Source organism: Calditrichota bacterium, assembly GCA_013152715.1.
Classification (GTDB): domain Bacteria; phylum Zhuqueibacterota; class Zhuqueibacteria; order Thermofontimicrobiales; family Thermofontimicrobiaceae; genus 4484-87.
The window spans coordinates 31,046-43,667 of sequence record JAADFU010000045.1 but is presented as its reverse complement, the minus strand read 5'-3'; the positions used below and the strand labels follow the sequence as shown (position 1 = coordinate 43,667).

Below are 12,622 nucleotides of genomic sequence, written 5' to 3'. Positions count from 1 at the left end.
ATTTAGGGATTTTTTTCTAATATTAGAAAAAGTTCTCTAAATATAGACATTTTTTCCAATATTGGACAATTTTTGGGGTTGCTTTGTATGAAAAGAACAAATTTTTTTATTATCCAATGGACATACGTCAGCACCGTATTTCATCTAAAGAATAGCACTTCCATTCAACAGCTCGTAATTCGAAACTCTTGTTGTTTTATAATAACAAAAAGAATCCGATTTGTCAAGCAAAAAAAAATCATAATAACTGAAAAAAATTGCGCTCGCTATTCTGATCTGTATGTTGTTTTTTGGATAGGGCACATTAGTATCTCTGTAACAAAAAAGCCCGATTTCTTCAAGAAAGCGGGCTTTTAGCTCTTGTCGTCGATTATTCCTCTCCTCCATGCGGCGGATACAAATCTTCCCACCATTGCGGCTGATCTTTGAGCCAGCGGTCGAACCAGGCGAGGATCGTTTTTGTCCACAGTTTTCTTCGGCCGTAAGCCATGATGTGGTGGTTCTGTCCCTGAATCTGGACTAATTCCACGGGTCTGCCCAGCAATTTCAACGCCGTGTAGAGCTGAATACTTTCGCCTGGCGGAACATTGGTGTCCACTGTGCCCTGGAGCAAAAGCAGCGGCGTTTTGATTTTGTCGGCATGGAACAGCGGACTTTGATCGACGTAAATGTCGCGTCGGTTCCAGGGAAAACTGTTGGCGGTGGCAACGGCGCTGTAGAGATAGCCCCAGTAGCCTTCGCCCCAGTAGCTGGGAATCATGCTGATGCCGGCGTGAGCGATGGCGGCAGCGAACATGTCGGTTTTTGTTTGCAGCAGCATGGTCATGAATCCGCCGTAGGAAGCGCCCATGCAGCCCACGCGATGGGGATCAACGAACGGGTGCGCCGGCAGAAATTTTTTCACGCCGTCGATGATTTCGTCGGCGACAATTTTGCCCCAGTCGTTCACATGGCGGGCGGAAAATTTTTGTCCGAAACCGACAGCGCCGCTCGGTTGCAGCACGTACACCACGTAGCCGTGGGCGGCGTAGAGATTCATCGGGTATCTGCCGCCGAAATTGCGCGTTACCGGCGTGGTTCCGCCGTAGTAGTAAACGATGCCGGGGTATTTTTTATTGGCATCAAAATTCGGCGGAAAGTAAACGCGTCCTTCGATGTCATCGCCGAATTTGTTTCTGAAAGTCCAGCGTTTGACTTCGCCGAAATGCACATTGGCAAAATCTTTGACCGCGGGATCGAATAACGGATCAGTTTTGTCCGTTTTCAAATTGACGCGGTAACTCTTCCAGGGCACGTTTGCGCTGCTGCCGGTAAAAACAGCAACCGGTTTTTTTTCTGCGAAATCGATTGCCCCAATTACCTCGGTGTTGGTGTCAATTTTTTTGAAAGTTTTACGTTTGACATCGTAGCGAAAAAGCGAGACGTCGCTGCGGTCTGTGGCGACGAAATAGATTTTGTTGCCAATCGGCTGCCAAAATGCCCGGTTGATCGTCGGGGCAAAATTCAGCGTGATGGGGTCGACTTTTTTTGTCTGCAAATCGTAAATGTAGGCCTGCGTGTCATAATCATTGGGAATCACGTCGTCGGGAAGATTCGTGCCAATTTTTTCGAACATGGACGGCCCGCCGGTGACGAGCAATTTTTTCCCGTCCGGCGACCATTGCACGCTGCCCTGCCATTTCTCCGTCCAGATGGAATCGATGGCCAAAGTTTCCGGATTCAATGAATAGAGTGTGCTTTTTTCATAAGGCCGCTCGGAGAAGTCGGCTTTGGAAATGGTGAAGAGAATTTTTTTACCGTCAGGGCTGATGTCGTTCAGATTGGTGCTTTCCAATCCGCTGGTGAGACGCATTTTTGCGCCGTCGGGGAAATTCACGCGGTAGAGAAAATCCCTGTCGCGCCAGCCGGGTAGCCGGTCGGGCATGCCTTCCAATTTTTTCAATTTGGTCTTTGGTGCGGGGTACTTTTCCGTCACGCTGTAAATCAGAAATGATCCGTCGGGCGCCCAGCGGTACGATTTGAAATTTTGAATTTTTTTGAGCAAAGCAATTTTTTCGCCGGTTTGCAGATCGGAAATCCACAGCGTTCTCCCCCGGGCATTGGATGTCAAATAGGAGTAGCGATTTTTCAGCGGCGCCCATTGGAATTGGCTGATTCGAGCCATGCCGCGAAATGAGCGTAGCAGCTTGCCGTCGGAATAGCGGCGAATTTCCAGCCAGCTTTCGTATTTGTCGCCGGGCGGCAGACTTTTTCGCAGCGTCATCGCGACCAATTTGCCGTCGGGAGACAGGGACAGGTTGGAGATTTCCGGTTCGTCCAGCAAATTTCGGATGTTCATGAAATGCGTGGGCTCGGTTGACCAGCTCAAATCGCTCGCAGCAAAATTTTTCGGGAACGAGGCGCTGGCAGAGATTTCCCAGGGAGCGTTGCACTTCGGATCGAACACGGTTTTGATTAAAAGCAGATGCTTTCCCGGCTCCACTTTGATGGTTGCTTTTGTTTGGGCTAAAGTTTTTTCGTTGGCGTTTGCTTTATTTCGCCTGCCGATTTCCTTGCCGTCAAAATAGATGATTTGCAGGTGCGGATTTTCTACCGTCAATTTTATTTCGAGCCATCTGTTTGCAGTCAAATAGGCGGCGGCGAATGCTTTTTGCGGCATCTTTTGATTCAGCGGAACGATCTGCAGCGAGGAATCTGCCCGGACTGTCCAGCGCAATTTTTGTTTTCCGTACCCAGTGATCGTTTTGCCTTCGGCAGGAGGTATTTTGCTCAAATCAAAATGTTCGAATTCCAGCAAATTATTGATCCCGAATTTTTTGCCGGCAAAATTTTTTCTGTCGTGAAAGATCGGTAGAGGCGTTTTCACAGGTCCGAGAATGAGCCATTTGGTGGCAACGATGTTGTTGCTGTCTTCCGCTGCGAAAAGAGAGAGGCTGAAAATAAGAAGGAACAAAAAAGCAAATGCGGTACGAACGGATGATTTTGTGAGCATGGCGAGTTTCTCCGTGGTTTTTGAAATATCCGAACCCATCGTTTTTGAAAAAATGACGCGACCAGAGCGAGAAAGTTTAACGTTTTTGGCGTTTTTTTTTGAAATGAAAACAAAATTCTCGAAAAAATTTTGTCCTGAAAATAACAAACTCACATCTCACCGCATGGATAGAAAATGGACTTGCCGGATAAATCAGGTTAGAACTTTGCGTGCAGCCATGCGCGAAAAAATCCGGATGACTGCAATTGAAATGAAACGAATAAACCTTTTTTCAAGCGCGAGAGACATATTCGCCGCTGCGTGTGTCGATGCGAATTGTGTCGCCTTCATTAATAAAGGGCGGAACTTCCAGTCTGGCGTTTGTTTCCAGTGTGATCCATTTTGTCACATTTCCGGCAGTGTCGCCTTTGACAGCAGGCTCGGCTTCGACGACTTTGAGTTCCACGGTTGTCGGCAGTTCCGAAGTGATGGGCGTGTCACCGTGAAAGAGCACTTTTACTAACATGCCTTCTGTTAGAAATTTTTTCTGATCTTCAATCATCTCGGCAGGCAGGGGGATTTGTTCAAAAGTTTCGGTATCCATAAAATGAAAATTTTCGGAGTCCGAATACAAATATTGCATCTCTTTTTCATCGAGCCGCACGGCTTCGACTTTGTCGGTTTCGCGAAACGTGTTGTCAATGACGCGTCCCGTTTTTACATTTTTCAGTTTCGTGCGCACCATTGCTCTGCCGCGGCTTTGGGTAACGTGCTGAAATTCTGTGATCAAATAGATGTCGTTATTGAACATGATCGCCATACCGCGACGAAATTCAGAAATTGAAGCCATAGATTTCTCCTTCTATTTTTGCGATTATCTTTGAATTTTAATTTTCGCTTAAAGCGCCAGCGCAGCAAGTTCATAATTTCACCGCAAAAGCGCAAAGGGAAAAACAATTATCATGCTTTGCGTTCTTTGCGGTAATAAAGCAATGACCATTCAAAGGTTCGCGGCTTTTGAATGGTTAGCTTAAAGATAATTGAAAATACAAAATTAAAAAAGAAAAATCAAGAATTTCTTTCATGTTCTGGACAGGAAAAGTCGCGTGACGGCGCGCTGAAAAAAAATGAATCGGAATCATTTGCTTCAGTGAAGAGACAATCTTTTCTGCTCAAGCAAATTTTTAGAAAATTTTCATCTTTTTTCTTGACTATTTCATTCTATTTGATTATATTTAGCGCGCTATGGCAAAGAAACTAAAACATACAAAAAAGAAAAAGCCTTTTCGTTACGAGCTGCCATTCGGAAGAGAAAATTACATTATTTTTTTGATCGGCGTTTTCGTGACAATTTTGGGGTATATTTTCATGGCGCAAGGCCCGGCGGAGAGTTTCTGGTCGCTGACGTTGGCGCCGATTCTGCTTGTCGTGAGCTATTGTGTGCTGTTTCCATTGGCGATTATTTATCACAGAAAAACGGCAGCAGTCAGCGAACCCAAAGAAGGCATTGCGGAAAATCAGCAGTAGTAATTTCAGATTTGAAAATTAAAAACATGGCGATAAATCCTGGGCGGTTAGCTCAGTTGGTTTAGAGTACCTGCCTTACAAGCAGGGGGTCACTGGTTCGAGCCCAGTACCGCCCACATCAATATGAGGCGCTGGCTTGGAGTCGGTGTCCAAAAATGAGAACGAACGGGGTCGTGGTGCAGCCTGGTTAGCACACCGGCCTGTCAAGCCGGAGGTCGCGGGTTCGAGCCCCGTCGACCCCGCTCATGGGAAAGGGCTATCTCGCGAAGGTAGCCCTTTTTTGTATTTCGGAAATACGCCGCATGAAAAAAGACGATGAATATTTTACCATTGTCGCCGCGAAACCAGCGGAGATAAAAATCAAAGGATCTCGCTTTATTGGCACAGCGGCTCAGATCGCCGACGAACAAGCAGCGAGAGATTTTATTCACAAAATTTCTAATCATTACCACAACGCAACGCACAACTGTTTCGCCTATGTCGTCGGATTTCCGCCGCAGCAAATCAGCCGTTTCCATGATGACGGCGAGCCTGCCGGCACAGCGGGACAGCCCATTCTCTCGGTCATTCAGGGACAAGGTCTCAATTTCGTCGCCGTGGTCGCGACCAGATATTTTGGCGGGACCAAGTTGGGGAAAGGCGGTTTGATTCGCGCCTATTCCGATTGCACGCGTGCGGCGCTGGAGAATTGCCGGATTGAGAAGCGGTACATTTACGAGAGTTTTCGCATTGTTTTTCCGTATGATTTGACCGGCGCCGTGATGCGCGCGCTCTCTCAATTCGACGCAAGAGTAGAAGATTCGCGATATGGTCAAGCCAGCCAACTGCTCGTTTCTGTGCGCCGTTCGATTGCGGATGATTTCAAAAACCAATTAGTTGAAGTGACGTCTGATAAATTAACTTTTTTGTGAAAATAGAGATGAGTTCGCTGGAAATACATTTAGGGCTGATTTTTTTCGCTTTGCTGATGTCGGCCTATTTCTCCGGGACAGAGACTGTCTTTTTGTCGGCGAGTCGGCTTCGTAGCGAAATCCTCTTTCGCCGACGCGTGAAAAGCATCCGCCGAATTTATCATTTTATCAGTAAGCCGGAAACTTTTATTGTTACCACGTTGGTGGGTACAAATTTGTCCAGCGTGCTTTTTTCCACTCTGGTAGTTTTGTCGCTGAAAAATTCGGTCGATGAATTTGTCATCGTGTTGATTTCCACGAGCGCGCTGCTGCTGTTCGGCGAAATTATTCCCAAATCTCTGGGGCAGGAATTTTCCAATCAACTGCTGCCGCTGACCGGGGCGCTGCTGAAAATTTTTAAATTTCTGTTTGCGCCCGTCAATTTCCTGTTGTTGGGTTTCACTAATTTTTTTCTCAAAAGGTTAAACTTGAAGACGCAAGCCGATTTCCAGACGGTTTTCACCAGAAAAGACATCGTCAGAGTGCTGCGTGAAAGCGAGAAAGGCGGCGCCATTAAATCCAAAGAGAGCCGTCTGATCGGCAGAATTTTTGATCTTCGCAAGACGCGGTTGAAGGATTCCATGGTGCCGAGAACCGAGATTGTTGCGGTTCCGAAAAATATTTCCATTGAAAGATTGAGCACTGCTTTTAGCAAATCTGGCTTCTCCCGCTTGCCCGTTTACGAAGATTCCATCGACAATATCATTGGCATCGTTTACGCCAAAGACCTCCTGACCGAACCTGAATCGCTGCGTGAAATTTTGAAAGAACCAATTTTTGTTCCGGATTCAAAACCGGCCTTCAGGTTATTAGTAGAATTCAAACAAAAGAAAATGAGTATCGCCATTGTGCTGGACGAGTACGGCGGCACAGCCGGGCTGATTACTGTCGAGGACCTGGTTGAGGAACTGGTCGGAGAAATTTATGACGAATTCGATATCGACCACGAAAAAATGTACCGCCGGCTGAATGCTAACACCATCAGTATCGACGCGCGCGCCGAAATCGACGAGATAAACGAAAAATTCAATTTGAATCTTCCCGAGCAAGAGTCATACTCCACCATCGGCGGCTTTGTCATTGAGCAATTGGGACATATTGCAAAAGAAGGAGAAGTTTTGGACACGGAACGTTACCGCATTAAAATTGAAAAAGCGGATCAACGCCGAGTGATTCGCGTGCGTCTGATAAAAAAATGATTTTTAAATCCCTGCGTTTCCTCGCTAATTTTTGATTTCTCGCCAAATTGTGTAACAAATTCCCTGTGTCGGCCAAATTATGGGTGTAAAAATTACCTGTTTTGAAAGTACATTTAATTTAATTGGAATTAGTCAGTTAGCAATGCCAAAAATGCTAACGGAGCAAATTTTACCCGATTGGTCGTCATTTGTAACTACATTTCAAAGAAGAAGTTTTGAAAAAACAATTGTTTAATTTAATAATAATCAATTAGTTATCACATTAGACAAGAGAATCGTTCAGCGCTGGCATTAGCTTTGCATTTTGTCCGGGAAAAAATGCGGAGGATGTGATGCGGATAAAAATGATTTTACTTTTGGTGGCGATGGCGTCATTTGTTAGTTTCGGGTCAAAAATAACCGGCGTGCATCGGGCAAAATGGGGCAAATCGTTAACGGTGGGCGCGATGTCTCGGGACGATTTTTTTCGCCAACTATCAGAACGCTACTATGGCACGACTGAGTTTGCTGAGGAATTAGCATTGGTCAATCGCGCGTTGGAGTTTCGACCTCTCGAAAAGATCAAAAGTACGGATCTGATTATTCCCGACCAAGGGTCCATTTTTCGTCTGCGAGCAAAACAGACAATGAAAATTGCACTCAACGAAAAGCCGCCGATGGCGCTCCGTCAGCAACACCAATCGCTCAATTGGTTCGTGATGCAGTTAATTTTCTTTTTCATTGGTTTCAATCAAATGATTTTACCGGTGCTGGCAGGAACAGTCGCGCTGATTTTACTGTTGAAATTGATTCGCGCATTTCGCGTCGGGAAACCGGAAAAATCAGGATACGTCTCGCCAGCCACAAAATTTGCCAAAAACAGCGACCGAATTCTTGTCGAATTCGACGTTACACAACTCAACAAAAAACCATGAAATAGCGCAGCGTCAATTTTGTTATTTCATTTTCTCCTAAAAAAAATTTCAAAAAAAATGAAACCAATGGCTTGATTGAATAGTTATTTGATCAAGCCATTTTTAGTGTCTTTTGTTATTTTGAATTTGTCCCGTTGGCGTCCGGTGCTTACGACAAATAAATTTTGCGGGCGGAACTTTTTGAAATGATAGAAGTTGAAATTTTGTTAACATTTTTTGCTTTATCATATTTGAAATTTTAAAATTAGGGCAATTCACAATTCATCCACCAATTGGATACCAGAACCGCTGAACAACACTATTTAGGGAGGTTCACTTATGAAACGCGTCGCTACTGTTGGTATTATTTTTCTGTTATTTGTTTCCATTATCGTTAGCTGCGGTCAAAAGAAGACGAAAGAGCAGCTTTTAGCCGAAGCGCTCAGTTTCGAAAAAGCTGAGGATTTTGCCAAGGCGGTTGAAACGCTGAATAAATTAGTACAGGAATATCCTCAGGCGTCGGAAGTGGATTCGGTTCTCTTCCAAATTGGTCAGATTTACTCTAACAATTTGAGTGATTATGAGCAAGCCGTCCGCGCCCACGAAAGACTCATTCAGATTCGCCCCGATAGCCCAATTGCCGCCCAGTCGCTTTTTATGATTGGCTTCCATTTTGCGAATAACATCAAAAATCTGGACAGTGCCAAAGTCTATTATGAAAAATTCATCGAAAAATATCCGAATCACGAATTGGTGACTTCCGTCAAATGGGAGTTGGATCATTTAGGCCAGGATATTAATGAAATCGATCTTTTTCAGAGCGATAAGGCGGATACGAAATAACGGTTCCGTTGAAAACGGCGGAGAAAATTGTTTCCGCCCCGAAAATGCAGCGAGCACCATCATGTTGTTCTCGGAAACGTTGGCTATCATTTTGAGTATTGCACAAGGCTCACAATGATATTTTCTTTTGCCTCACAGCACAGTTTTTCAAAAAGCTGCCTGTTTTTTTCTTTCAATTAAAACTTTTTGACTGCGTGATTCGTCACATTATTTGGATAATTTACAAGAGGGTACGATGAAGAAAATCGCGTCTGCTTTGTCGATTATTTTTTTGCTACTGCTATTCATGGCGTTTTTTAATTTTTCCGCTCAAGCGCAGGATTCAACGGCTGCGACAGTTTCATCGGAAATTCGCATTACGAGCACAGTAGATCGAAAACAGGTGCCGCTCAATCGAACGCTGAAATTGACCGTGCGCGTGGAATGGTCCGGCGATGTGAGCCGCTATCAAATCAGCGAACTGGAAGATCCGATCCTCAATAATCTGGAAATTTATTCGACCTCCAGCGCTGATTTTCGCACTTCAGAAGGCGGCGTCGCAAAAGCCGCTCGGACTTACGAATTTATCCTCAAACCCAAAACGTTGGGCATGGCTTACATCGAAGGCGTGATAGTGAAATATATCGACAGCACGACCGGCGAAGGCCATTCGCTGACGACCAATCGCATCAACGTGGAAGTCGTGGAGTCGGAACCGGAGCCGAATTCCGGACGCGGTTTATTGTTCTGGCTGCTTGCTGTGGCTTTGCCAATTGTGGTCGGAGGCGGCGTTGCTTCTTTTGTCAAAAAAAAGTTAGAGAAGCGAAAACGAAAACAGTTTTACGTTCCGGTAAAGTCTTTGGAAGAAGAATTTCTGGAAACACTGCACCAATCTCTCTCTGCGGACACTGTGGCTCCCAATTTGAATCAGGGATATTATGTGCTCTCTAAAATTACAAGAAGATATTTGAAACGAAAATACAGAATCGACGCGCTGGAGTTGACGACAGATGAAATTTTGAAGTCGCTGTCCAAAAGGGACGACGTGGAAAAAAATATGGTTGACATGATCGATGAAGTGCTGCGCACCTGCGATCTGGCAAAATTTTCCGGCAGTCAGGGAGACGTCAGCGAGTACCAACGGCTTTATACCTTGTTTGAATCCATTCGTTTGAATCCATTCTGGAAAAAAATCACATGCAAAATGGCAATAGCGAAGCGGGGGAATCGTGATTTTTTCGCTTTTCAAAGGCACAGAAGTCCAGAGAAAAAAATGGGAATTTAGTGGTTTTGAAGCAAAAATTTGGTATGAATGATTAGCGAATTTGCTCATGGGTTATCGTATTACAAATCATTTCTTCGATTTTTTTGAAAAGGTTTTCGGTACGGCAAAAATGCGAGTGACGCAAGGCATAATAATTCGTTTTTTTCTTTGCGAACTTTATGCCTTTGCGGTGAAATTATGCCGCTTGCTGCGCTAGAGAAGAGTAATTATCAGAATTTTTAAATATCACTTTTTCGAACGGACACAAAATTGGATATCACAGGAGGAAAAATGAACGTTGATATTCAGGCGCTAAATGAAAAGATTCAAAAAGAAAGCCAGTTTGTCGATAAAATCACCGACGAAGTGGGAAAAGTCATTGTCGGCCAGAAATATATGATTGAGCGTCTGCTCATTGGCTTGCTTTGCAACGGTCACATTCATCTGGAAGGCGTCCCCGGCCTGGCAAAAACAATGGCGGTCAAAACACTGGCCAATACAATTCAGACTAAATTCCAAAGAATTCAGTTTACCCCGGATTTGCTGCCGGCAGATTTGATCGGTACTTTGATTTACGACCAAAAATCGGGCGAATTTTCCACCAAAAAGGGACCGATTTTCGCCAATTTGATTCTTGCCGATGAAATCAACCGCTCGCCGGCAAAAGTGCAGTCTGCTCTGTTGGAAGCGATGCAGGAGCGACAGGTAACTATCGGCGAAACCACGTTCAAACTGGACGATCCGTTTTTAGTTTTGGCGACGCAGAACCCGATTGAGCAGGAAGGAACCTATCCTTTACCGGAAGCGCAAATCGACCGTTTCATGCTCAAGTTGTCTGTCGGTTATCCCAGTAAAGAGGAAGAGCTGGAAATTATGCGGCGGATGACGCAGGAAAAAATCCCGGTTGCCAAAGCGGTGGTCAAGCCGAAAGATATCATCAAAGGCCGATCTGTTGTCAGCGAAATTTACATGGACGAAAAAATTGAACGCTACATTGTCGATATTGTTTTTGCGACGCGCACACCCGGCGATTACGGGTTGTCGGATTTGACAGGTTTGATTCAGTACGGCGCCTCGCCGCGCGCGTCGATTTATTTGAAAATGGCAGCCAAAGCCCACGCGTTTTTGCGCCATCGCGGCTACGTCACGCCGGAAGATGTTCGGGCAATCGGCATGGATGTGCTGCGTCATCGTGTCATTGTCACTTACGAAGCTGAAGCCGAAGAAGTGACTGCCGAAGACGTCGTGCGAAAAATTTTGAATCGAATCGAAGTGCCGTGATTTTCATTCAGTAGGAAAAAATCGAAAATTTTGAAAACAGAAGTTGTGGCTTATGATTCCAAAAGAGATATTGAAAAAAGTCAAGCGAATCGAGATCATGACACGCGGTCTGGTCAACGACGTGTTTTCCGGCGAATATCATTCCGTATTCAAAGGTCGGGGCATGGAATTTTCTGAAGTGCGCGAATACCAGCCTGGCGACGACATTCGCACTATCGACTGGAACGTGACCGCGCGCATGGGACATCCGTTTGTGAAAGTCTTTGAAGAAGAGCGTGAGTTGACGGTGATGCTGTTGGTTGATGTGAGTTCATCCGGAGAATTTGGCACTTTTGAGCGGATGAAGGCCGAGATCGCTACGGAAATTTGCGCATTGCTGGCTTTTTCCGCCATAAAAAATAACGACAAGGTCGGGTTGGTTATTTTCACAGATCGGATCGAAAAATTTATCCCGCCCAAAAAAGGAAAATCCCACGTGTTGCGCGTGATTCGCGAGCTGCTCTACCATAAACCGGAAGGGACAAAAACAGACATCGCCGGCGCGTTGGAATATCTGAATCGCGTCACGCGCCGCAGAAGTGTGGTGTTTCTGGTGTCGGATTTCATCAACGCCGATTATGAAAAAGCCCTGCAAATTGCTAATCGCCGCCATGACGTCGTCGCTATTACCGTGACCGATCCCCGCGAAGTGGAAATGCCCAATGTGGGTTTTGTTGAATTGGAAGACGCCGAAACCGGCGAAATCGTGCTGGTGGACACGTCCGTAGGCAGCGTGCGCCAACTTTATCAGCGGAACACGACGGGCGATATTAAATCGCGAGAACGGCTGTTTCGTTCGATCAATATCGATCACATCGACATTCGAACCGATAAACCGTACATCGAGCCATTGATAAAATTTTTCCGTGTGCGCGCGAAAAGATTTCGGTGATTTTTAAATAGCAAAAGGGTCACAAATGAAATCTAAATTGACAGTTGCTACTTTGATTCAAGAAGCGAAGAAATTTTGTGTGACAGAATCAAAATATGAAAATCCTGATCTGTTCGGTGTGACTGATGGAAAAGCTGTCGGAACCTATATTGAACACAAATTTCAAAATTATTTATTTTCAAAATATGATTATGAAAAAGGGTCTTCAGCTACTGGGATTGATTTTCCTGACAAAGTATTGAATACAGACATGAAGGTTACGTCGATTAAGCAGCCTCAGTCGTCGTGCCCTTTTCGATCTGCAAGGCAAAAAATATTTGGTCTTGGTTATAATCTACTCCTGTTTGTTTACGAGAAAATTGATGATCATCAAAAACAAGGAGCCATGATGGATTTCCAGAATTGCTCCTTTATTTATAAAAATAGAACAGCAGATTTTATGCTGACAAAAACATTGAGGCAAATGGTAAAAGACGGTGCAAATTCGGAAGATATAGTCGCCTATTTAATGGATAAAAACTTACCTGCTGATGAGATAACATTAGAGAAACTGGCACAAGAGATATTGACTACTCCGCCTGCGCAAGGTTATCTCACCGTATCGAATGCTTTGCAGTGGCGATTGCAATATGGAAGAATAGTCAGATTGGACGAAGATGTTGAAGGAATAGTAAAAATTATTAAAAATGATTAAGGCAAATTGATGGAACAGGCAAGAAAATACATGAAATATGATCATATCGTATTTTTAGATGAAAAACTCAGGGATTGCAGAGACCATCAA

Annotated in this window: 11 protein-coding genes and 2 tRNA genes; 11 read left to right on the top strand and 2 right to left on the bottom strand. The window is 44.8% G+C overall.

Features of this window, described 5'->3' with window-relative positions; all coding sequences use genetic code 11:
* Positions 1–370 precede the first annotated feature (370 nt).
* Both GXO74_04045 and efp read right to left on the bottom strand, forming a co-directional pair.
* Positions 371–2,992 carry a S9 family peptidase gene (locus GXO74_04045; GenBank protein ID NOZ60831.1) on the bottom strand — a complete coding sequence of 874 codons (2,622 nt, stop codon included), beginning with the start codon at positions 2,990–2,992 and terminating at the stop codon, positions 371–373.
* 271 nt (positions 2,993–3,263) lie between these two features.
* The gene (gene efp / locus GXO74_04040) at positions 3,264–3,821 is read right to left on the bottom strand and encodes an elongation factor P (protein NOZ60830.1); all 558 of its coding nucleotides are present in this window, start codon (positions 3,819–3,821) and stop codon (positions 3,264–3,266) included.
* A gap of 395 nt (positions 3,822–4,216) precedes the next feature.
* On the opposite strand from efp, the gene GXO74_04035 reads away from it, so the two are divergent.
* The 11 genes from GXO74_04035 (at position 4,217) to GXO74_03985 (ending at position 12,532) form a co-directional block, all read left to right on the top strand.
* Positions 4,217–4,498 (top strand): DUF3098 domain-containing protein, encoded by a 282-nt coding sequence (locus GXO74_04035; GenBank protein ID NOZ60829.1) that lies wholly within the window; start codon positions 4,217–4,219, stop codon positions 4,496–4,498.
* 41 nt (positions 4,499–4,539) lie between these two features.
* Positions 4,540–4,614: transfer RNA gene (locus GXO74_04030), tRNA-Val, on the top strand.
* 51 nt (positions 4,615–4,665) lie between these two features.
* A tRNA-Asp gene (locus GXO74_04025) sits at positions 4,666–4,740 on the top strand.
* Positions 4,741–4,800: 60 nt separating this feature from the next.
* Positions 4,801–5,409, top strand: a complete 609-nt coding sequence (locus GXO74_04020; GenBank protein ID NOZ60828.1) for a YigZ family protein — start codon at positions 4,801–4,803, stop codon at positions 5,407–5,409.
* 8 nt (positions 5,410–5,417) lie between these two features.
* Positions 5,418–6,647, top strand: a complete 1,230-nt coding sequence (locus GXO74_04015) for an HlyC/CorC family transporter (protein NOZ60827.1) — start codon at positions 5,418–5,420, stop codon at positions 6,645–6,647.
* A gap of 332 nt (positions 6,648–6,979) precedes the next feature.
* Positions 6,980–7,561, top strand: coding sequence for a hypothetical protein (locus GXO74_04010; GenBank protein NOZ60826.1), 582 nt, complete (start codon positions 6,980–6,982; stop codon positions 7,559–7,561).
* A gap of 318 nt (positions 7,562–7,879) precedes the next feature.
* Positions 7,880–8,383, top strand: a complete 504-nt coding sequence (locus GXO74_04005) for a tetratricopeptide repeat protein (GenBank protein ID NOZ60825.1) — start codon at positions 7,880–7,882, stop codon at positions 8,381–8,383.
* A 235-nt stretch (positions 8,384–8,618) separates the two neighbouring features.
* Positions 8,619–9,647, top strand: coding sequence for a protein BatD (locus GXO74_04000; GenBank protein ID NOZ60824.1), 1,029 nt, complete (start codon positions 8,619–8,621; stop codon positions 9,645–9,647).
* 270 nt (positions 9,648–9,917) lie between these two features.
* On the top strand, positions 9,918–10,907 hold the full coding sequence (locus GXO74_03995) for a MoxR family ATPase (GenBank protein NOZ60823.1): 990 nt from the start codon (positions 9,918–9,920) through the stop codon (positions 10,905–10,907).
* 52 nt (positions 10,908–10,959) lie between these two features.
* On the top strand, positions 10,960–11,838 hold the full coding sequence (locus tag GXO74_03990) for a DUF58 domain-containing protein (protein NOZ60822.1): 879 nt from the start codon (positions 10,960–10,962) through the stop codon (positions 11,836–11,838).
* Between the two features lie 25 nt (positions 11,839–11,863).
* A complete protein-coding gene (locus GXO74_03985; protein ID NOZ60821.1) occupies positions 11,864–12,532 on the top strand; it encodes a restriction endonuclease in 669 nt (222 codons plus the stop codon).
* Positions 12,533–12,622: the final 90 nt, after the last annotated feature.